The 19,475-nt window shown below is 53.9% G+C and carries 25 protein-coding genes and 1 pseudogene; 7 read left to right on the top strand and 19 right to left on the bottom strand.

Features of this window, described 5'->3' with window-relative positions:
* Positions 1-69 precede the first annotated feature (69 nt).
* A complete protein-coding gene (locus OCV80_RS14430) occupies positions 70-519 on the top strand; it encodes a tyrosine-type recombinase/integrase (protein WP_249390863.1) in 450 nt (149 codons plus the stop codon).
* 128 nt (positions 520-647) lie between these two features.
* Here the strand turns inward: OCV80_RS14430 and OCV80_RS16645 are convergent.
* The 13 genes and pseudogenes from OCV80_RS16645 to OCV80_RS14370 form a co-directional block, all read right to left on the bottom strand.
* Positions 648-923, bottom strand: a pseudogene (locus OCV80_RS16645) (iron-containing alcohol dehydrogenase); the annotation flags it as partial.
* A 281-nt stretch (positions 924-1,204) separates the two neighbouring features.
* Positions 1,205-2,482: a TRAP transporter large permease gene (locus OCV80_RS14425; RefSeq protein WP_119311732.1), complete on the bottom strand. Its 1,278-nt coding sequence runs from the start codon at positions 2,480-2,482 to the stop codon at positions 1,205-1,207.
* Positions 2,479-2,979 (bottom strand): TRAP transporter small permease, encoded by a 501-nt coding sequence (locus OCV80_RS14420; RefSeq protein ID WP_119311733.1) that lies wholly within the window; start codon positions 2,977-2,979, stop codon positions 2,479-2,481. The genes OCV80_RS14425 and OCV80_RS14420 overlap by 4 nt, the downstream gene beginning before the upstream one ends.
* Before the next feature lie 103 nt (positions 2,980-3,082).
* Positions 3,083-4,111, bottom strand: coding sequence for a TRAP transporter substrate-binding protein (locus OCV80_RS14415; RefSeq protein WP_158629753.1), 1,029 nt, complete (start codon positions 4,109-4,111; stop codon positions 3,083-3,085).
* Between the two features lie 45 nt (positions 4,112-4,156).
* Positions 4,157-5,098, bottom strand: coding sequence for a creatininase family protein (locus OCV80_RS14410; protein ID WP_119311735.1), 942 nt, complete (start codon positions 5,096-5,098; stop codon positions 4,157-4,159).
* Between the two features lie 72 nt (positions 5,099-5,170).
* Entirely contained in the window at positions 5,171-6,208 is a 1,038-nt protein-coding gene (locus tag OCV80_RS14405; RefSeq protein WP_158629754.1) for a zinc-dependent alcohol dehydrogenase, read from the bottom strand.
* Complete coding sequence (locus tag OCV80_RS14400) at positions 6,208-7,008, bottom strand: MBL fold metallo-hydrolase (protein WP_119311737.1); 801 nt, start codon at positions 7,006-7,008, stop codon at positions 6,208-6,210. The genes OCV80_RS14405 and OCV80_RS14400 overlap by 1 nt, the downstream gene beginning before the upstream one ends.
* Positions 7,009-7,029: 21 nt before the next feature.
* Entirely contained in the window at positions 7,030-7,890 is an 861-nt protein-coding gene (locus OCV80_RS14395; RefSeq protein ID WP_021752195.1) for a 5-deoxy-glucuronate isomerase, read from the bottom strand.
* 35 nt (positions 7,891-7,925) lie between these two features.
* Positions 7,926-8,879 carry a hydroxyacid dehydrogenase gene (locus tag OCV80_RS14390; RefSeq protein ID WP_136891230.1) on the bottom strand — a complete coding sequence of 318 codons (954 nt, stop codon included), beginning with the start codon at positions 8,877-8,879 and terminating at the stop codon, positions 7,926-7,928.
* 18 nt (positions 8,880-8,897) lie between these two features.
* Positions 8,898-9,662, bottom strand: coding sequence for an HpcH/HpaI aldolase family protein (locus tag OCV80_RS14385; RefSeq protein ID WP_136891231.1), 765 nt, complete (start codon positions 9,660-9,662; stop codon positions 8,898-8,900).
* 459 nt (positions 9,663-10,121) lie between these two features.
* Positions 10,122-11,513: a sigma-54 interaction domain-containing protein gene (locus tag OCV80_RS14380; RefSeq protein ID WP_160117452.1), complete on the bottom strand. Its 1,392-nt coding sequence runs from the start codon at positions 11,511-11,513 to the stop codon at positions 10,122-10,124.
* A gap of 498 nt (positions 11,514-12,011) precedes the next feature.
* Positions 12,012-12,392, bottom strand: a complete 381-nt coding sequence (locus OCV80_RS14375; protein ID WP_136891233.1) for a DUF6076 domain-containing protein — start codon at positions 12,390-12,392, stop codon at positions 12,012-12,014.
* 15 nt (positions 12,393-12,407) lie between these two features.
* A complete protein-coding gene (locus OCV80_RS14370; protein ID WP_119311743.1) occupies positions 12,408-12,851 on the bottom strand; it encodes a hypothetical protein in 444 nt (147 codons plus the stop codon).
* Positions 12,852-13,498: 647 nt separating this feature from the next.
* On the opposite strand from OCV80_RS14370, the gene OCV80_RS14365 reads away from it, so the two are divergent.
* The 6 genes from OCV80_RS14365 to OCV80_RS14340 all read left to right on the top strand — a co-directional run bounded on the left by OCV80_RS14365 (position 13,499) and on the right by OCV80_RS14340 (position 16,347).
* Entirely contained in the window at positions 13,499-13,897 is a 399-nt protein-coding gene (locus tag OCV80_RS14365; RefSeq protein WP_136891234.1) for a hypothetical protein, read from the top strand.
* A 309-nt stretch (positions 13,898-14,206) separates the two neighbouring features.
* The gene (locus OCV80_RS14360) at positions 14,207-14,611 is read left to right on the top strand and encodes a hypothetical protein (protein ID WP_119311744.1); all 405 of its coding nucleotides are present in this window, start codon (positions 14,207-14,209) and stop codon (positions 14,609-14,611) included.
* A 67-nt stretch (positions 14,612-14,678) separates the two neighbouring features.
* On the top strand, positions 14,679-15,032 hold the full coding sequence (gene mobL / locus OCV80_RS16465; protein ID WP_317258895.1) for a relaxase MobL: 354 nt from the start codon (positions 14,679-14,681) through the stop codon (positions 15,030-15,032).
* Positions 15,033-15,080: 48 nt separating this feature from the next.
* Positions 15,081-15,350 carry a hypothetical protein gene (locus OCV80_RS14350; protein ID WP_249390864.1) on the top strand — a complete coding sequence of 90 codons (270 nt, stop codon included), beginning with the start codon at positions 15,081-15,083 and terminating at the stop codon, positions 15,348-15,350.
* The gene (locus OCV80_RS14345) at positions 15,343-15,621 is read left to right on the top strand and encodes a relaxase MobL (protein WP_249390865.1); all 279 of its coding nucleotides are present in this window, start codon (positions 15,343-15,345) and stop codon (positions 15,619-15,621) included. Before OCV80_RS14350 ends, OCV80_RS14345 begins: the two co-directional genes overlap by 8 nt.
* A 72-nt stretch (positions 15,622-15,693) precedes the next feature.
* Positions 15,694-16,347, top strand: a complete 654-nt coding sequence (locus OCV80_RS14340; RefSeq protein ID WP_249390866.1) for a tetratricopeptide repeat protein — start codon at positions 15,694-15,696, stop codon at positions 16,345-16,347.
* 419 nt (positions 16,348-16,766) lie between these two features.
* Here OCV80_RS14340 and OCV80_RS14335 read toward each other — a convergent pair whose 3' ends face one another.
* The 6 genes from OCV80_RS14335 to tnpA form a co-directional block, all read right to left on the bottom strand.
* The gene (locus OCV80_RS14335; RefSeq protein ID WP_119311745.1) at positions 16,767-17,231 is read right to left on the bottom strand and encodes a sporulation initiation factor Spo0A C-terminal domain-containing protein; all 465 of its coding nucleotides are present in this window, start codon (positions 17,229-17,231) and stop codon (positions 16,767-16,769) included.
* 140 nt (positions 17,232-17,371) lie between these two features.
* Positions 17,372-17,533 carry a transposase domain-containing protein gene (locus OCV80_RS14330; RefSeq protein WP_021751533.1) on the bottom strand — a complete coding sequence of 54 codons (162 nt, stop codon included), beginning with the start codon at positions 17,531-17,533 and terminating at the stop codon, positions 17,372-17,374.
* Positions 17,534-17,584: 51 nt separating this feature from the next.
* Entirely contained in the window at positions 17,585-17,836 is a 252-nt protein-coding gene (locus OCV80_RS14325) for an IS66 family transposase (RefSeq protein WP_256264667.1), read from the bottom strand.
* Complete coding sequence (tnpC, locus tag OCV80_RS14320; RefSeq protein ID WP_267288515.1) at positions 17,776-18,723, bottom strand: IS66 family transposase; 948 nt, start codon at positions 18,721-18,723, stop codon at positions 17,776-17,778. The genes OCV80_RS14325 and tnpC overlap by 61 nt, the downstream gene beginning before the upstream one ends.
* A gap of 296 nt (positions 18,724-19,019) precedes the next feature.
* The gene (gene tnpB, locus OCV80_RS14315) at positions 19,020-19,238 is read right to left on the bottom strand and encodes an IS66 family insertion sequence element accessory protein TnpB (RefSeq protein WP_119311746.1); all 219 of its coding nucleotides are present in this window, start codon (positions 19,236-19,238) and stop codon (positions 19,020-19,022) included.
* The gene (tnpA, locus tag OCV80_RS16640) at positions 19,168-19,470 is read right to left on the bottom strand and encodes an IS66 family insertion sequence element accessory protein TnpA (protein WP_394802918.1); all 303 of its coding nucleotides are present in this window, start codon (positions 19,468-19,470) and stop codon (positions 19,168-19,170) included. Before tnpA ends, tnpB begins: the two co-directional genes overlap by 71 nt.
* Positions 19,471-19,475 lie beyond the last annotated feature (5 nt).

Genomic DNA, 19,475 nt, shown 5'->3' with positions numbered 1-19,475 from the left:
GGATAATAGGTCCACCGGGTACGTGGTGAGTTGGTAGTCTCCCCACCCAAAACCAAAGCAAGGCAACATATGGTGCTCCTCCCTCCGCCGGTCCTGAATGTACTCATAACCTATCGAAACTCCTGCACTTCCCGGTGGATGTTTCCTTCACCAGTCAAGGAGGATTCCCCCACGGACCCAGTCACTATACAAAAACGGCTGTCTACCGTACTAAAACGAGCTGACTGCAAGAGACTTCGGTTCCACGATCTGCGGCATACCTTCGCCACTGCCTCCCTGGAGCACAGCATGGATATGAAGGCCCTTTCCACGATCATCGGCCATGTGTCCAGCAGCACCACGCTGAACATCTACGCTCATGTCACGGACGAGATGCAAAGGACTGCCGTAGCCAAAAAAGACCGGGGGATCGGCAAAGCTACTCCCCCATCGTCAATGGAAAGCGCATCGCCCGCAATGTCTACGCCCCTACCGAGGAGGAATATGAACAAAAGCTGGCCGCCCTCATCCAGGAGATGAGAGCAAGAGATCGCCACAGGGAAGGCACAGGCAATGGCGGGATGAAATGCACAGGGCTCCGGCGGTTGTTCCGCCGGAGTCCTAATTTTTTCTGGTTATTGCTGCCAGAGGCCCGGCAGATACGCGCTTCAAAATAGGTTGCCATGCCGTTTCCCTTTCCTGCCACCAGCAACTTGGCAGGCGCTTTTGCAATCACAAGTGTATCTACCAGCACCATCCGGGCAACGGTCCAGAAACAGATACCGATCAAATTCACCGTTATCTCGGTAAATCACGCTCAATGAGCTACAGGGGGGATCTGTCGAAGCCACCGTAGAAATGATGATCGCCGGTAATCCCGCATAATACGCGATACCCTTGGTCATATCCTGAATTCTTTCTCCGCCGATTCCCATAACCACTGTAGCGGCCTGGACCTTACCCTTTCTACTAGGCGGTCAATTTGGGACTGAGAGCATTCTCCCTGAAAAATCTCATACCGAACGATATAATCCGTACCGGCAAAAAATTATTCCAACACAGGCCCGATCCGCCGGGGCCAGGACTCACTGATCAGTATGAGCAGGATCTTTCCCATTCCCTGCAAATATTGATCCAATTGCTGTAGCATACCTGTACTATGGACATACTTTGATGGGCTTTTTTTAATTATACTCATAGTCTGTTCCTCCGTTTGTACAACTCATTATTCCATAAAGCTGGGAAGCCAGAGGCAAATTTGGGGAATATAGGTAATAAGCAGCAGATTCACCAGGCAGCAAATCATGTACTTCAGCAGATGCCGGTTGACCAGCTCACCCACCTTCGCCTGCCGCAGAGTCGCCGCCACATAGAGATTGATCCCCAGCGGCGGGGTGATCATGCCAATGCACATATTCAGCAGCATAATGATGCCAAAATGGACAGGATCAATATTGTAGGCAGAGAGCGCCGGGAACAGGATAGGAGCAATAATCAGGATGGCAGGCGTGGTATCCATGAAACAACCCACGATCAGCAGCAACACGTTCACCAGCAGCAAGAACACCACCTTGTTAGAACAGATGCTCATGATGAACTCCGCCGCATGGGCGGGAATCTGCTCACGGGTCATCAGCAGGCCGAATACGCCAGCACAGGCAACGATGAACATGATCATACCAGAGGAGGCAGCCGCAGACTTTACTGTTTCCACCAAGCCCTTGAAGTTGATTTCCCGATAGATGAAGCAGCCTACGATCAGGCCATACGCGCAAGCAACGGCTGCGGACTCAGTAGGTGTAAAAATACCGGTGTAGATGCCGCCCAAGATGATAATGGGCATGAAGATGGCACCAATGGCATGATAAGACGCAGACAAAAATTTTCTGATATTAAACTTGGTTCTAGGGATCCGATTTTTTACGCCGTAGAAAATCGCAAAGGCAATCATCAGTGCACCCAGCGTGATGCCGGGAACAATTCCTGCCATGAACATACTGCCCACCGATACACCCGTTGCGGAGCAGTATGTGATCATCACGGTGCTGGGCGGAATAATCGTGCCCAACATACCGGCTGCAGCAATAGTGGACAGGGCGAATTTGCGGCTATAGCCTCCCTGTTCCAGCGCAGGCACCATCACTGCGCCGATGGCCGCCACCGTTGCTGTGGGGGAGCCGCACAAACAGCCAAACAGCATACATGAGAAAATCGTCACGACGCCGAGGCCGCCGGGCATCCAACCAACTGCAGCATTGGCAAAATCGATAAGTCGGCGTGAAATGCCACCACTGCTCATCAGTGCGCCAGCCAACATAAAAAACGGAATGGCCGCCAGTGTAAAACTATCGACGGAGGAGAACATCTTCTGCACGGAGGTGAACAGCGGCATCAAGTCCCCGGCAACGATGGCCGCCATACCGCCGCCCACCAGCGCCAGCGCGATAGGCATACCCAGAATCGTAATGACGGCAAAAACCAGGAAAAGCGTTGCAGTAATCATGCTTCAATCTCCTCCTTCCGATGCATAATATCCTTAATCATGGTTTCAATGCTGTAAAGATAGTGAATGATTCCCATAAAGAACCCCATAGGAAGGCAGAAGAACACGACCGCAGTGGGAATCTGCGTGGTTGTGGTCATCTGCTTGGTCATGATCAGATGATTAAACATCTGCAGCGAAAGCACAAACAGCAGCACAAACATCAGCATGCATAGGATCTCCGTAAAGATCCGGACCTTTTTATAGATCTTTTCCGGAAGCATATCCACGAATACTTCCACACCGATGTGGCTCTTACTTTTTACACCAATACTGGTGCCAATATAAACGATATAAATCATGAGGTACCGGGCCAACTCCTCACTCTGCAGAAAAGGGATCTTCAAGGCATAGCGGCAAATAACGCTCCAGCAAACGATGGCAACCATCGCCAGAAAAAGGACAACACTCAGGAAGCCTTCCACTTTGCTGAAAGCCTGATCAAGTTTTTTCAACATGGCAAACTATGTATCGCTCGTTTTCCGGCGATACGCTCCTTTCTCCCGAAATGAGGCGGAGCGGCGGCAACCGCTCCGCCTCTGTTCTCAAGTTTTTTGTGTCTTATTCCACAGCCTCGACATCCGTCTGGATTGCCTCTACCAGAACAGGATCGATGCCGCCCTCTCCCACGTACTTCTCATACACAGGCTGCACCGCAGCTTCCCACTCGGTCTGATCAATCTCGATGAACTCCGCGCCATTGGCCTCCATCTCCGCCATGTACTCCGCCAACTGCTCATCACAGATCTGATAGTGGTACTCACGGGCTTCCTCTGCACACTCCATAACCAGCTGCTGGATATCCTCCGACAGGGAATCCCAGAGAGATTTGCTGCAAATCAGAGGAGCGGGAGAATAACCGTGGTTGCTCAGTGTGATATAGGGAGCAACCTCATAGAAGTTCTGGGTATACATGTTGGTAACCGCAGTGGAACTGACTGCATCCGCTACGCCGGTCTGGATGGAGGTATAGATATCACCCCAAGCCAGAACCACGGGCATAGCGCCCAGTGCGCTGTACACATCCGCCTGCAGGGGGCTGTCGATGGACCGGACACGCATTCCCTTCAGATCCGCCAGATTCTTGACTGGCTTCACCGCGCCGATGGCATAAATGCCGTTCTCCCAATAGTTGATGCCCTTCATCCCGATGGACTCCAGGGCGTCCAGCTGCCCCTGAGCAGCCTCACCGCTGAGAGCTTTCCGTGCGGTGGCAGCATCGGGGAACAGATAGGGCAGGTCAAACACGGACATGGCATCCGTAAAGTTGGACAGGGACGCAGAACTCTCTACGATAAAATCAATGGAGCCCATCTGCACACCTTCCAGCGTCTCCTTGGCGGATCCCAGCGTAGCACCCGAGTGGACCGTCAAGGTGATGGCGCCGTTACTGCGCTCGTTGAGCAGTTCAGCAAATTTCAGAAGGCCAAGATCCCAGGAACTTCCCACCGCAAGTCCGCTGGACGCCGTCCACTCATAAGTTTGTCCCTCTGCGCTTTCACCGCCGGAGCTATCTCCGCCGCTTCCGCAGGCAGTCAGGGAGAACACCATGGCCATAGCCAGCAACAGACAAGTCAGTTTCTTTTTCATATGCTCCTCCATTAAACCGTTATGTGAAACCTGTTATGTGTTATATCACTTGTTGTAGTAGATAGGCCGGCCCTTCTCGTCGTGATCCTTGTCGAATGTGGGATAAGCTCCGCCGTTGAAGCCGTTGAAGCCCAAGGGATTCCGGAAGCCCAGAGGATTGATTCCAACAGGATGTCTTTCCAGCAGGTCTTTGATGAAGGCGCTGTAACCTTCCACGACCTTCTCCACCAGTGCATCGCCCTTTTCCTTGCTGGCCTTGGTGGGATTGCCGATCACGCCGTAGTCCAGATCGTCCTTCTCCATCAGAGCAAAAGTGCCGTCGAAATGATAAAACTGGAAAGGATGAGAAGTCTCGCCGGGCGCTTTCTTCCACTTGCCGTCCACCAGCGTCGTGCCGCCGCCGTCGATGGCCAGGTCCATGTGGACCAAGTCGCCGTACAGGGACAGCGCCATGGAGGTCTCCGCCTCGTCGGCGTGCCACATATAATCGGACAGAACGGCTTTGTTGTCGCCCAGGAAGTCATACCAGGTAGAGGCGACCGTGAAGTAGCCTTCCATGCCCAGCTTGTGAACAGCCGGAATGAAGGAGCTGTCCTGGCCATGGGCAACCAGCAGGATGAACTTGTTATAGCCTACATTGGAGGCACCGGCGATGATGTCGTGAATCAGCGCCATGTTGGTCTCATAGTTCAGCGCGATGGTAGCAGGCATACCCATGTGCATGTAGGGATGACCGCCGTACATGGGGCAGGGGAGCACGGTGGCGCCGGACTTCTCCGCCACCTTCTTGGCCAGGCAGATGGCGTTGAAGCTGTCCAGGCCGTTGGGGCAGTGCGGGCCGTGCTGCTCAATGGCGCCCAGGGGCAGGATCGCTACGTCGTTGACTTCCTTGGCATAGGCGATGTTCACGGGAGCGGTGTTCTGATCAAAGAACACGGAATCTCTTTTGTACAGCTTGAATTCAGTCTGCTTCTTCAGTTCTGCCATGATAATCGTTTCCTTTCTTAAAAAAAATATAGATGGTTTTTTAAATCAGCTGAAACTCAGCAGGATTTACAGTTACGGCTGGAACAAAATCTTGATACGCATTTCCTTCTTTGCCCGAATCATCTCGATCACGTTCTGGAAGTCTTCCAGACGCTTGATATGGGTAATGAGCGGTTTTACCTTCAGCTTCCCCTCTACCATGTAGCGCAGCACCGGCGTAAAGGAGTTGGGGCTGGCCAGAGAGCCGATGAGCGCCGCATCTTTTACGATCAGCGTGTTCATGGCAACATCCACATTAGCTCCATTGTACCAGCTGACAGCTACGATCCGTCCGGTGGGCTTCAGGGCCTGCACCGCCATATTCAGTGCGACGTTGCTGCCCGATGTCTCGATCACGATCTCAGGACCGCCCTCAGTCAGTTCCCTTGCCCGCTGTATCACATCCTCATTGTGATAGTTGATGGTCTCATGGATGCCGCACTCCCGGGCGATAGCCAGCTTCTCATCCCAGCTGCCTGCCATGATGACCCGACTGGCACCCGCAATATTGGCAAGCTGTGCCGCCAGCTGGCCAATGGGACCATCTCCGATCACCAGCACCTGGGCGCCGGCGGGAATCTGCGCCTTGGTGACCGCGTACATGGCGGTTGCGGCAGGCTCTGCCAGAGCGGCCTCCTCCAAGCTCAGCCCTTCGGGGATATGATACAGATGCCGTTGCGGTATCGCCACATACTGGGCAAACACACCCTGGCGGTTGCGGTAAGATCCTACGACCTCCCGGTTGGGGCACAGATTATAATGGCCCTGCCGGCAGTTTTCGCACTCGCCGCATCCCAAGCTCACATCGGAGGTGACCTGGTCTCCCGCTTTAAAATCCCGGACATTCTTGCCCACAGCCACCACCGTGCCGCTCCACTCATGGCCGGGAATGATGGGGTACTTGGTGTTGCCGTTTTTGATATGGATCATCTCTCCTGTTAGCAGTTCAATATCCGTAGCACAGAACCCGGCATAAGCGATCTGTGCCAAGACTTCGTCATCCCGAATCTCAGGCTGCGGGATCTCGGAATACTCGATTACTCCCGGATCCATGAACCGAATGGCTTTCATCAGGCGGTCTCCTTCTTTCTTTCCCGATTTGTATGACATTGCATCGTTCGAATCTCCCCCTGCCGGAAGCAGAGCGGCTGGCAAGTCCCTTTTAGGAGCAGCTGCTCACAAAACTGACCGGGAAGCCCGCCGTGCTCCATAAAGGTCCAGAAGTGGCAGGGCACTGCATATCTCGCGCCAGTCAATTCCGCCGCCGCCGCTCCTTCCTCAGCGTTCATGTTGCCAAATGCACCATTGACAGACAGCACCGCAATATCCGGCTCAAAGATCCTGATCTCCTGAAACAACTCCGAGTGAAACGCCGTGTCTCCGGAAAAATAGAGCCGATGACCTGCAAACGCCACCAAGAGCCCGATAGCATCCGGCGCCATGGTACCGTGATCCGCCATCACTGCCCGAATCAGGATCTTTTCATCCTGATAGCATTCTCCTCTGTCCAGACGATGGCAGCGGTGGGCCTGTATGCCCAGTTCAATGAACTTCTCCTGACAGCTGGCAGGCCCGAAAAACAAGGTCCTTTTTGTGCACTGTGCCACAATTGGAATCGCATCATAATCGAAGTGATCAAAATGCAGATGGCTGGTCACATAATAATCTACCGCCAGCTCTTCCGGCGCGATCAGCATGGGTGAGAGTCGTTTGAATCCTCGAATCCGCTCGCCGCACTCCGTCAGATAGGGATCGAGCACCATGCTTGTTCCGTCGGGAGCCTTCAGGAGAAATCCGGCCTGGCCAAGCCAGCAAATTCCCAGATGATCTGGAGGAACTTGTGTTCCCCGAATTTCCTCTGCGAGATTCATCCTACTACCTTTCTCAGTTCCTCAATATAAGCAGCCCTCAAGCCAGGAATACCGCTCGTCAAACTGGACCTTGTACTTCTTCGTATCGCCAGCCAGGCCCCACAGCAGATACGCACGGGTGCCGGGCAGTGCCACCGTGGTGTGGTAGCCGGTGGGCAGCGCCACGGCGGTGTTGTTCTCCTCGATCACATTGACCTCGTCCCAGATCTTCTTGTTCTCGTCCGTCAGATCATAGCCGTGCTGCATGACGCCGCCGCGGCCAGGGCCATCCTCGGTGGAGGTCATCTGGAAGGAGAAGATCTCATCCAACACGCACTCCTTGCCGGGGCGCTCGTAGTCGTGCCGGTGCGCCGGGAATCCGATCCAGCCGCCGGGCACGGACACGGTCTCGCCCACGATCAGCAGCTTGGTGATGTGGTCGTTGTGCTTGCCGGGCTGGCCGAAGATGAAGCGGTACTTCCGCTTGTAGATGTACTCGCCGGGTTCTCCCTCCTCGATATTTTCAGGCGGGCAGAAATAGGGGGCATTGCCCTCCTCACAATAGGCGGTGAAAACTCTCGCCTCCATGCCCTTCTCGCTGTACAGCTTCACTGTGGCTTTGGGCGGCACATACAGGGCGGTGGGCAGATCGTCATAGACATTGCCGCGCTGGCCCTTGGCGCCGTCCACAACGGTCACGCCCTCATACTCCACCCAGCAGGTCATGTCGCCCTGCTGCAGCACGATGGCCTGCTCCTCACCGGTGACCTTGTACTCCAGCGTCTGGCCGGGGTTGAGAAGGATTCGGCCGAATCCCTCATAGGTCATATCCGAGTTGGCCTTGGAGATCACGCTCTCATAGCCGTTCAGGTCCTGAAAGCGGTATACAGTTGTGTAAGACATTTGCGTCCACTCCTTTTTCCTTGATTTGAATGCAATTATTTCAATACTTCCTTGTTGACGGGATAGGTGACCGGTTTGCCGGCGAGATACTCAGTGATCCCCTGGGCGCTGTCCATAGCCATAGCCCGAAGCGCCCCGTTGCTGAGTGCCGCATTGTGGGGAGAGACGATCACATTCTCCATGGAGAAGAGCGGATTGTCATCAGCAGGCGGCTCCTGCTCAAACACATCCAGGCCGGCCCCGGCGATCTCGCCGGACTTCAGGGCCTCGATCATGGCGGCCTCGTCGATCACGGCACCCCGGGCGGCGTTGATGATGAAGGCGGTGTTCTTCATAGCCTTGAACTGCTCCGCACCCACCAGATGGAAGGTAGAGGGGAACAGAGAGGTGTGGACGATGACGAAATCGGACTTTGCATACAGCTCCTCCGGCGTCGCCATGGTGATCCCCAGTCCCTCGACATCCGCCTGCTTCACATAGGGATCCGTGGCCAGAATGTTCATCTCAAAGCCGGAGAGCTTCTTCACCACCAGCCGGGAGATCTTGCCCATGCCGATGATGCCCACCGTGGCGCCCTTCAGCTCGATGGTCTTGTAGGTGTTGCGCTCTTTGAACTGGCCGGCCCGGGTCAGCTGATCCATCTGCACCGTCCGCTTGGACAGTGCCAGCAGCAGCATCACGATATGCTCCGCCACGGCGTTCAGGTTGGAGAAGGGGGCGTTGACCACCAGGATCCCCTTTTCCGTGGCGTGATCCACCGCGATATTGTCCACGCCCATGCCGTGCTTGGCGACTACCTTCAACGTCGGGATGGCGTCCATGATCTCCGCCGTGATCTTCGCCGAGCGGATCAGGATCGCGGAGCAGCCCTGCGCCTGCCGGATGATCTCGCCGCTCTCCGTGGAAGTGCCCTGCACGACCTCGAAATTCTCCCGGAGATACGCCACCGCATCCGGGTGGATATGCTCGGTCAGAAATACCTTTTCCATGTTTATGTACGCTCCTTCTCAGCCGCGGATCCGGCTGATGGTCTCCTTGCCCCACTTGACGATGATCCCTTCGTCAGAGGAGAGCAGAATATACTGCACGCCCTTGGCCATCAGCGCCTTGGCCGCCTCGGCGGAAGCCGCCGTGGTGCCCACTGCCTTGCCGGCTGCCAGCGTCTTGGCGGTGATGGTGTCGATGGCTGCCTTCACCTCTGGGTCCGTGGTCTTGCCGGGTACACCGTAGGACTGGGACAGGTCCATGGGTCCGATGAAGATGACATCGATGCCGTCCACCTTCAGGACCTCGTCCAGATTCTCCACACAGGTCTTGCTCTCACAGTGGGAGACGATCATCGTGTTGGCATTGGCGGTGTCGATATACTCCTGCACGCCGCAGGTGCCGTAGTCACAAGCCCGCACGCTGGGGGACAGGCCCCGCACGCCCAGGGGGGTATACTTCACATAGGACACCAGGTTCCGGGCCTGCTCCGGGGTATCCACATTGGGCACCTGCACGCCCGCATATCCCAGGTCCAGATTCTGCAGGATCTCCACCTGCTGGTTCTCCCGAACCCGCACAATGGGCGTGATGCCGGCCGCGTCCGCTGCCCGGACGATGTTGCTCAGCTGTTCCCGGTCCACCGCCACATGCTCTGTATCCAGTACGAAGAAGTCGAACCCCGCCAGGGCCAGCAGCTCCGGAACCGCAGGGTCCGTCAGCTTCACAAAGGTGCCGATGGCACTCTCGCCATTGCGAATCTTCTCCTTGAGCATATTCTTGCGCATTTGTATGACTTCCTTTTGTGTAAATTACAGGTTCCGGGGCGAGGCCGGATTTCGGGGCAGCGCGTTCGGTGTCTTACTCTAGAAAAGCCGCCGCCTTCACCAGAAAAAGATTCTGCTGAATAGGGACATTGCTGTCGCGCAGCAGTGCATCCGTTTTCTGTCAGCCACCTTGTCTAAGTTTCTCCCGCCTCCTGCGGTTGCTGTCCGCCCTGTTATTAAGCAATATTTATGCCAAAGTGATAATTCTGCCGAAAACGAATTTTTTCGTGAGGTTCACACAAAAGTCTGGGACGAAATTGTGCATATTGGCTATAAATGCCGCATATATTCGTGCAAAAACAATGCATATTACAGACAACCGCACTCTTCATGTGCGCAAAATTGCATCAGCGTTGCTATTTTGCATACGAGATGACGGAGAAAGGTTTCCCTCTCCCCGTCATCTCTCTTTCGAACCATTTACTTATTTTGTTTTCTGGAAGACATGTCCTTATAAAGCTGCATTTTCCGGGTAATAGTGGACGGATTGACATCCAGCGCTGCAGCGGCCTTGCGAATGGATCCGTATTTTTCGATGGCGCGTTCAATTGCCGCATATTCCGCCCGTTCTACTACGCTTTTCAATGAAACCGTTTCCTCTTCTTCCTCCGCAGATACTTGCTGAGGCCGCCGAAGCTTCAGTGGCAAGTTCTCCCGCCGAATAATGTCGCCCGGAGTGGTAATCACCAAATTTTCCAGCAGATTTTCCAACTCCCGGACATTTCCCGGCCAGCAATATCCTTCAAACGCATCGATCGTGTCTGAATAGATAGATTTATTGGTGTGGTATTTCTGGTTTTCCACCATGAGGAAATGGTTAATCAGCGGAATGATATCCTCCCGGCGCTCCCGCAGCGGCGGAATGAAAATTGAAACCACATTCAGTCGGTAATATAGATCCTCCCGGAACGTTCCCTCTCTGACCATCTGTTCCAGATTGCGATTTGTCGCCGCAATCACTCTTACATCCAAGGCAATGGGTTCTGTCCCGCCCACACGGGTCACTTTTTTTTGCTGTAAGACACGCAGAAGCTTTACCTGCATATGCAGGGGCAGATCGCCGATCTCGTCCAAAAAGACCGTCCCTCCGTTGGCGGCCTCAAACAGGCCCTTGTGTCCCTTGTTGTCCGCCCCGGTAAATGCCCCCTTCTCATAGCCAAACAGCTCAGACTCTATGAGATTTTCTGGAATGGCCCCACAGTTTACCTGCAGATACGGCCAGTCTTTCCGGGGGCTGTTGTTTACAATCAGTTCAGAAATAATTTCCTTTCCCGTTCCGGATTCACCCAGAATCAGTACGGTGGCTCCATCAAATGCGGCCACCCGCTGTGCCAATGTAATAACTTCGTTGAACGCCTTGCTGTTTGCAATAATGGTCCCCTCACCCAGGCGGATCCGCATGCTCTCCAGTTGGCGGGACTGCTGCTGGATAATCGTATCCTTGCTCTTCAGACTGTTCTGGAGTTCATTGAGGGCTGTGATATCCCGGACATTGTTAAATACATATTTGACATTTCCGACATCATCGAAAATGGGTGTGGCCGTAGCCAGAACCGTCAGCCGCGTGTGATAATTGTAGCTGATTTTTGAAATCTGCTTTTTTTGCCGGATAACCTCCAGAATGACAGAATTGGAAAAAATCTTTTCATCCAGAAGCTGTTGCGTCGTTCTGCCCTCCAGTTCCGCTTTGCTGACCCCCAGGAGCGAGGCATTGGCTGAATTTGCAAAGAGCACTTTGCCTTCTCCATCGGTAATCCAAACACCATCAAAAGAGGATTCCATCATTTCAATCAAGGCATTGCTATCAATCACGGCGTATCTCCTTTTATATACTCGCAGCTGCATCGGTTCTACCGACAAATCATTATAATATGGCAAAAATGCCCAATTCCGCAAAATTTCCATGATATATTTATTGCTATTTTATCAAATGCGGGGTTCTCTGTAAAGTGCTTGCCTTTATATCTCACATTTCATGTTTTTCAGGAGAAAAGAATTGTCTTCATGGAGCAACATCCTCATAACGAGCAAAAAGTATTTAACACAACGAATCGTGACAAGGAAAACTTCTCCAACAAAAGGAAGGGCAAGGGGAAGCACAAAAAATGGAATCGTAAAAATTCTGCAAAACTCCGTCATGAATGCTTTTGGCTTCTATGGCTGTATCGGCTCCGAGCATTTCCACGTCGGGCCGTATGCCTTGACTTGAAGTGCGTTTATACCCCATCTTCTGTAAAAAAATTGGTTCATACCTAAAACTAAACGGCGTAGACTGCATACAGTCTGCGCCGCTTAATTTTTCCTTCTTTATCATGATTCCCGCAGCCAGGCAGCGTAGTCTTCCGGGGACAGCCTCCCCGCTTCGCACTCCGCTTTTTTCTCTCTGGCACGTTCGTCCCACGCGTAGAGCTCCTCCGGCTCCAGCTTTCCCGCCTTCATGCGAGCAAAGCGATTCTTGTATTCTCTGCGATAGTCCTGAAACAAGGCATCCCTGCTCTTCCGTTTCGTCCACAGGGCAATGGCGCCCACTTCCCGGCAGGTGCGGCCTTTCTCGTCAAAAGGCCGGCTACAATATTCGGTGTTGGTACGGCCCGTCAGGGCAAAGTATCTCCCGCAGTTTTTGCACACCCGCATCTTCACTTCCCGCTTGATGCACTCCCGGAGGTGGTAGTCAATGAGGTCATAGACCACCTCCGGCTCCAAAACCTATGCAAACACTTCATCGTCGATGAGCTCAAAGCCAACCGGCTGCACACAGAACCGAAAGGCACGGTCTCCTGCTGCCTTGTAGTAGGAGACCATTTTCTGCGGTACCGTTTCCTCGGACTCCTGATCCGTATCCAATACATGTTGGATCAGCTCCAGGATCTGAGCTTGCATCTGCCGAAGCTTCTCCGGCAGATGATACAGATACGCCCGGGGCAGCACGTCCTCTGTATAGCTATTGAATAGCTTGGCATGGGTAAGACGGCAATTCATATCCAGCCGAAACTGCTGAAAATAGATGTGGCGCGAAGCCAAGTCATCCAGCAGCGCAAGCGCGTTCTGGTGATGTTGCTCTTCTTTCGTTGCTGCCAGTTTCCAGAACTCGTCATTCAACTTTTGAATAATGGCGTCTATGGGGTCCAGGTCCATATAGAGCAGCGACATCAAGCTTTCCGGGAACGGGACTGTCTCAGAAAACGTGACCGCTTCGCCAAGTGTCTACTCGCTGTAAAGATAGTGCTCCTGCTCATGGGCGATATAGGTTTTGAATGTGTACCTCATCAAAGCAATGTGCCCCACCCCAGACTAATTTACAAACTGTTCATTAATTGGTCTTGACGCAAAGAGTGTGGTTTGTTACGCCCGGGTTAGGCGAGCAATAGAATAATGCCTTTAAAACCAAGTCTGGATTAGACAGTTAGAAAAATCAAGAATTCTATCTGGCCGCGATTGTACCTCGATAACTGCATACCCACCACCAAAGCCGATACTTGCCGGAAAGAGTGCCGCCAGAACTCTGCTGTCAAGCAACAGGCGCGCCCACTAAGGCGAAAGGAAACGCCGTGCGTGACAAACAAGGCCGCAGAGTAGGAACCGGTACGGCGTGCGGCCCACGAATTTTTGTAAAGGAGGTGCGTGTGATCAGCGTACAAGGTCCGCAGCAAAAGGAAAGCCGCCGAAACTGCTGCAACAGTCCGCCGGCACGCCGCGTTCCGAAAAACGCAGATTCCATCTGCAGACAGTCTAACAGAGAGGCTTCCGGAACGCAAGATTTTGTTCTCTGAATTTCGAAAAGAACACGGAGGTACTCTATGCCGATTCTCGGTGAACGATTCTATCAAATAAGCAATGCCATCTTCTGCTATGACCTGAAACCGATCCCGCTGGCGGTATACAGCTATCTGGTCTGCTGCGCCGGGCAGAAAGAACTTTGCTGGCCCAGCATCAAGACCATCGCACTGCAGCTGTTCGGAAAACGTTGCGAGGGACGCAGTCAGGCAATTAGTGGATCGCGGATTCATCCGCAAGGCGGCAACCAACAAGCTGATGCGCCGCGACGGAAGTTGGCGGCAGAGCAACAACCACTACTACATCCTGCCGCTGCCTGCGCTTTCCACCGCAGGGCATCGTGCAAGCAGGAAATCCACCACAGGAGATGTTGTGGAGGAAGTGTATCAGCAAAACAAAGGATAGCAAGGGAAAGCCCGTGAGCCCAGCAAAGCCCTTTGTAGAGCGGTTTGGGCCCCAGTAAGATCCCAGCTCCTCCCGGGGATTTTGGACGGATTTGGGCCGATTTTGAGGCTCTGCGGAGGACGAAAAAACAGGAGAAAGCCCTGGCGCTTTTATGGCGCCCAGGCAGTCACTTCCGCCCGCAGTGCGGGTGGTTTTCGGGGACATGGGCTGACGCTTTTCCGGAACGCCCAAACTACGATTGACGCTGTTTCCAGAGAAGCAGACGAATATCCCCGCCATTGCGGGACATTCGCTGACGCTATCACGGATTTGGGAGGTATTTGACAATGGGTGAAAACAGACACCGGCACACCGTCTGGATGGACGATGCCGTGTGGGATCAGGTGGAGTCCCACTACCAGAAAGACAACTGCTCCACCAAAAATGAGTATATCGAAAAGGCGATTCAGTTCTACTCCGGCTACCTGAATTCGGAGCGGGCCGGCGATTACCTGCCCCGGGTTCTGGCCGATGTGCTGGAGGGCAAGCTGGGGGCCCTGGGCAAACGGATGGGACACCTGCTGTTCAAGCTGGCGGTGGAGGAGGCCCTCATGGGAAATCTGGTGGCCGCCGGGATGGACGTGGCTCTGGACACACTGCGTAAGACACGGGTCCGGTGCGTGAAGGAGGTCAGAGAAACCAACGGTGAGATCGACATGGATGACGCCCTCGCCTACCAGAAAGGGGTGTAGGAATGGAGGGACTGATTCAGAAGTCGGGCTATATCAAGTCGGGAAGCGGCGGCGGACACTACGCTGAATACATCGCCACCCGGGAGGGTGCGGAGGAGTTGAAGCCCGGCGGCTACCTGGAGTATATAGCGGAGCGCCCCCCCGGTCCCACGGACTGTTCTCCGCCGATAGTCCCGCCGACCTGGAGAAAACTACGGATGAGATCAATGGGCATACCGGCCCGGTGTGGACCCTCATCTACTCCCTGAAGCGGGAGGATGCCGTCCGGCTGGGGTATGACTCCGCGGAGAGCTGGCGGAAGCTGTTGTTGGCTCATCAGACAGAACTGGCCCAGGCCATGAAAATCTCTCCGCAAAATTTCCGCTGGCGGGCCGCCTTTCATGACGAAAAGCACCATCCGCACATCCACATGATGGCCTAATCGTCAGCCCCCAAGCAAGGCTATCTCACGGAAAAAGGCATCGAGCAGATGCGTTCGAAGCTGTCCAATGAGATCTTCCATGACGAGATGCTGTCCCTCTACCAGCAAAAAGATCTATCCTATCAGCAGGTGCGGGACACCGCGATAGAGGCCATGGGGCGGCTCATTCGGAGGATGGAAACAGGTCTGTGCCACAGTCCGGTCATCGAAACGCAAATGGAAACGCTGGCCGGAATGCTGGAAAACTACAAGGGCAAGAAAGTCTACGGCTACCTGAGAAAGCCGGTAAAAGCCCAAGCAGACGCCCATCGTGGATGAACTGGCCAGGCTCCCAGAGGTGGCGGAGTGCTATGGACAATGGAACGAACTTCGGGATGAACTAGAGCGCTACTACAAGGACGCGCCGAGAGAGCACAAACCATTCTCACAGCAAAAGGAGTTCAAAGCCATCAAGAATATGGTCATCCGGGAAGCAGAGGAATTGCGCTTAGGTGCCTTTACCTTCGAAGATACGACCATGAAAGACGAAGTGGATGAGGATCAGGAGGCGGTGTACAACATCTGGAACTCCCGCCGGCAGATGTCTTAGGCATACCAGGCTGCCAAGGAAATCCTGTCAGAGTATGAAAATACAGAGAAAGAAAAAGCAGTACAGGTGCGGATGCTGGAGCAGCTCTGGAATGCCGGCTTCACCGTAGCGGCTCATCTGCTGAACAAGTGCTGGCGGGACAGCATGGGCGTGCTTCCGGATGACGAACAGGCGGAGCTGTGGTTCCGCCGTGCCGCTGAAGCTGGTCATGACTTCTCCCAGTACGCCCTTGGTAAACTGCTGCAAAGTCAAAAGCGAATGGATGAGGCGGTGTCTCGGTATGAAAAAGCGGCGGCACAGGACAATTCCTACGCCGACTGCTGGCTGGGAAAGCTGTACTTCGAAGGAAAAGCGGTCTCAAAGGATGTACCCGGGGCGGTGGACCACCTCACCGCCTCCGCCGAACAGGGCAACCAGTTCGCCCAGTATGCTCTGGGCAGGCTGTATCTCGACGGACGGGAGGTTCCGCGGGACCCGGATCAATCCTGGGACTGGTTCTCTGCGATGGCGGAACAGGGAAACAAGTACGCCCAGTTCTTCCTGGCGCACTTCAATGACACACAGTCCTCATATGCTTCTGGCCGCCACCAAGCTGCTTCACCACCTGGGGCAGATATTCCAGGACAACTCCGTGCCGCCTGCCGCACCGGCGGGACATGGTGTGGACCGAAAGCTGCTCCGAAAGATCAGGGCGAAGAAGATCGTCATGGGCCACAAGCCGGGTGACCATGAAGATCTCGAGCTAACACAAGGCGGCATGGGAGGTATGACAGGATATTGATAGGACCGGAGGATGGTATCAAAATGTGATACCATTGAACTGCACCCCCAGAGATAGACAAAAGTGATAAAATAAAAAAAGGGGGGTAAATATGCCAAAAGGAGTGCCAAATCGTAAGCGTAAAACAGCGGGAAGCATCAACAAAAGGGCGGCCGCATGGCCGCCTTTTTGCTGAATAGGATTCGCAGGATTAAGAGAGGATCACTTCTTGCGAAAGAAAATCATGTACCACATCCAAAAGGTGCTCAGGGGGAAGTTGGAGACGAGAATCTTTTTTAACGAGCAAGGCCACAGCGTTTTTGCCGTGGGATAGGGGGAGAAACCACAGAAATTGTGGCCCAGCCATCTGGAAAATGACCTTGTACTAGAATGCCATAGGAGGAAGTGCGGGATGGATGTATCTCGTGGAAAAAATATTTGTAAAGAACATTTGGTGAACATTTGGTTCTTTGGGGATAGTTTCATTACGCTCAAGACCATTCAAAGGGGTGTCTTGCTTACGTATGGTCTGGCGCTTTAAATATTCCGCAAGCCGTATAATGAAATTTTTGGGTGTAGGACGTTCAACCGGAAGATGGTTGCTATAGACTTGCCGCAGGATCTTTTTGTTTCCAGTCTCCCAAATGTTAGTTGTTGTACGTGCTAAGGACCTGGATACAGTTTTTGCTTTCTTTCCAGTCTGTTGCTCGAAAGAATCCGATGTCTTACCCAGATGCAAGGCTTCTGTCCCACCGGTCATGACCAGAGAGACAACACCCAGCAGATCGCTGCTACCTACCGAACCGACGTTTCCTTCAATTTCAAAAATCAGGTCTTGTGTGTCCTCCATAGAAAATACCTCCGGTAAAAAATTTGACGTTAAATCTGTAGTTCGCAAATTCGCCGTTTTGAGACAAAAAGAGACACCAGAAAATTCAGAAACCTAAAAGGAAAAAGAGCCTGCGTATCAGCAGACTCTTTAGCGTACAGTCATATTTTCACAGGGATATCCCAACTGCTTTGCGGGGCGTTCTCCGGCAATAATTTCTCTGCCAAATTCTTTTCCTCTGCCGCGAGTTTCGGAGCATCTCTCAGAAGCCAGGTCAGATACTGGTATGGGGAGAGAGGATTCTCCTTGGCAGTCTCAATCATGCTATAAACAATTGCACTGCTCTGAGCCCCGCCTTCCGTATTTGCAAACAGCTAGTTCTTCCGGCTCATTACAAAGGGTTTCACACTGCGTTCCGCACGGTTATTGAAGATCTCCAGCTGCCCATCCCCCAGAAACCGGATCAGGTATGGCCACTGTTCCCGCAGATAGTACAGTGCCTTGCCCAGCGCGGACTTCGGCACAGCGGCGCTCTTCGTTTCAGCCCATGTCAATAAAGCGTCCATCACCGGCTTGGACCGGGCCAGACGCTGTTCACACCGTTCTTCCGGCGGCAGCCCTGCCAATTCCTGCTCAATCCCGAAGAGGCATTATCCAGCCCCTCCGGTGCCGCACAACCTGCGCGTTGGTCCTTCGGCAGGGCATCCACCGCCTCATCGAATTTTCGCCGCAGGTACGCCCAGCAACCAACCACCCGGATGTTTTTAGGCAACCGGTGGTAACCGGAGTAGCCATCTGCATGGAGCCACCCGGAGAAACTCTCCAGAAAGGCAGCCGCGTTCTCCGCCTTCCGGGTAGGCCGGTACTCATACAGCACAACGGGGGACTTCGCGTCCCCACTGGTGCGGTACAGCCACATATAGCACTTGCTCCGGGCTGCCCGGCCCTCCAGTTTCAGCACCTGCAGCGTGGTTTCATCCGCGTGGAGCACCTGTCGTTGGAGGAGCCGCCTGTGCAGTTCCTCATATACCGGTTTCAGCCAGTCCTCCGCCACCCGCAGCACCCAGTTGCTCATGGTCTGCCGGCTCAACTGCACGCCTGCCCGGTTCCACTCCTGTTCCTGCCGGTACAACGGTGCGTACATCACAAATTTCTGCACCATGATATGGGCGACCGCCTCCGCCGAGGCATAGCTGCCGGGAGTCAGGGCAGGGAGCCTTTCCGCCTTGCGGATCGGCGTCTCTGTCCCTTCCTCCTTGCATTTGGGGCAGGCGTAGGTGAAATAAATGTTTTCCCGGATCATCACCTGGGCCGGGATCATCACCAATGTGCGCCGGACGTCCCTTCCAATCTCCATCTTGGCTGTGCCGCACACAGGGCAGTCTGGTTCCTTCTCTGGAATCCGGTGTTCCACCACCTCAACCGGTACATTGTCCGGCAGGACCTCCTCCGGCCTGGAAGAACGCCGGGTATGGGCGGCCACCTCCGTCTCTTTGGCTCTCCGCCTGGACAACCAGGCTTCCGTCTCGTCAAACATGAGGCTCAACTGGGGCCTATCAGTTCTTCTTCCAGCCGCTCCGAGGACACTCCGTAGAGTTTCTTCCTGTTCAGGCGCACTTGCTCCAGAAGCCAGTCCAATTTCTGGTTCAGCTCGTCTCTTTCCGCTTTCAGAGACGCATATTCCGCCCGTGAAATGGTTACCATCTCCGGGGTGCTTGTCCCATGATTTCTTTCATTTTTCATGGGTAAATTATACTATATTTGAACTGGAAAGTCCAGTATTTCCAGGGTTTTCAGCTATTCTACCGCCTAAATGATACGCAGGCCGTCCACCGGACGGTGGGCCTTTAGCTGCTCCACCTTCAGCCCCTCCATCAGCCAGCGGTATTGCTGCGGCGTCAATTGCCGTACCTCGTTTTCCGTTCGCGGCCATTGGTATGCACCCTGTTCCAACCGCTTATACAACAGGATAAATCCATCCCGCTCCCAATAGAGGCCCTTGATGCGGTCCCGCTGTCTGCCGCTCAGGCAACGGCGAGAGCTCTACAAAGGCTGCCGGTGGCTGCGGTGCTGAAACTGCGGGCACAAGTTCTGTGGCTGCCGATGAAAGGATTTCCTTTTCCCGGCGGTAGTACGTCTTTGCCGAAATATTGTGTTCCGCACACCATCCCCTTACGCTCATGCCGCTGCTGCGGCAGTCTATGACCTGTGTCTTCCATTGTTCCAGCTTTGCCTGCCGTTTCAATTCACACGCGCCCATCTTCC

Source organism: Oscillibacter acetigenes (assembly GCF_025567605.1).
Classification (GTDB): Bacteria; Bacillota; Clostridia; order Oscillospirales; family Oscillospiraceae; genus Oscillibacter; species Oscillibacter welbionis.
This window is presented reverse-complemented; position numbering and strand designations above follow the sequence as displayed.

Bases quoted from the DNA above. Each gene is read 5' to 3' on its own strand.
- OCV80_RS14400 (WP_119311737.1), bottom strand. From the start codon at position 7,008: ATGAATCTCGCAGAGGAAATTCGGGGAACACAAGTTCCTCCAGATCAT.
- OCV80_RS14390 (WP_136891230.1), bottom strand. From the start codon at position 8,879: ATGGAAAAGGTATTTCTGACCGAGCATATCCACCCGGATGCGGTGGCG.
- tnpA (WP_394802918.1), bottom strand. From the start codon at position 19,470: ATGGGCGCGTGTGAATTGAAACGGCAGGCAAAGCTGGAACAATGGAAG.
- OCV80_RS14350 (WP_249390864.1), top strand. From the start codon at position 15,081: ATGCGTTCGAAGCTGTCCAATGAGATCTTCCATGACGAGATGCTGTCC.
- OCV80_RS14385 (WP_136891231.1), bottom strand. From the start codon at position 9,662: ATGCGCAAGAATATGCTCAAGGAGAAGATTCGCAATGGCGAGAGTGCC.
- OCV80_RS14365 (WP_136891234.1), top strand. From the start codon at position 13,499: ATGCCGATTCTCGGTGAACGATTCTATCAAATAAGCAATGCCATCTTC.
- OCV80_RS14405 (WP_158629754.1), bottom strand. From the start codon at position 6,208: ATGAAAGCCATTCGGTTCATGGATCCGGGAGTAATCGAGTATTCCGAG.
- OCV80_RS14340 (WP_249390866.1), top strand. From the start codon at position 15,694: ATGCTGGAGCAGCTCTGGAATGCCGGCTTCACCGTAGCGGCTCATCTG.
- OCV80_RS14335 (WP_119311745.1), bottom strand. From the start codon at position 17,231: ATGGAGGACACACAAGACCTGATTTTTGAAATTGAAGGAAACGTCGGT.
- OCV80_RS14420 (WP_119311733.1), bottom strand. From the start codon at position 2,979: ATGTTGAAAAAACTTGATCAGGCTTTCAGCAAAGTGGAAGGCTTCCTG.
- OCV80_RS14430 (WP_249390863.1), top strand. From the start codon at position 70: ATGGTGCTCCTCCCTCCGCCGGTCCTGAATGTACTCATAACCTATCGA.
- OCV80_RS14330 (WP_021751533.1), bottom strand. From the start codon at position 17,533: ATGATTGAGACTGCCAAGGAGAATCCTCTCTCCCCATACCAGTATCTG.
- OCV80_RS14360 (WP_119311744.1), top strand. From the start codon at position 14,207: ATGGGTGAAAACAGACACCGGCACACCGTCTGGATGGACGATGCCGTG.
- OCV80_RS14410 (WP_119311735.1), bottom strand. From the start codon at position 5,098: ATGGCAGAACTGAAGAAGCAGACTGAATTCAAGCTGTACAAAAGAGAT.
- OCV80_RS14425 (WP_119311732.1), bottom strand. From the start codon at position 2,482: ATGATTACTGCAACGCTTTTCCTGGTTTTTGCCGTCATTACGATTCTG.
- OCV80_RS14370 (WP_119311743.1), bottom strand. From the start codon at position 12,851: ATGTCGCTGCTCTATATGGACCTGGACCCCATAGACGCCATTATTCAA.
- OCV80_RS14395 (WP_021752195.1), bottom strand. From the start codon at position 7,890: ATGTCTTACACAACTGTATACCGCTTTCAGGACCTGAACGGCTATGAG.
- OCV80_RS14415 (WP_158629753.1), bottom strand. From the start codon at position 4,111: ATGAAAAAGAAACTGACTTGTCTGTTGCTGGCTATGGCCATGGTGTTC.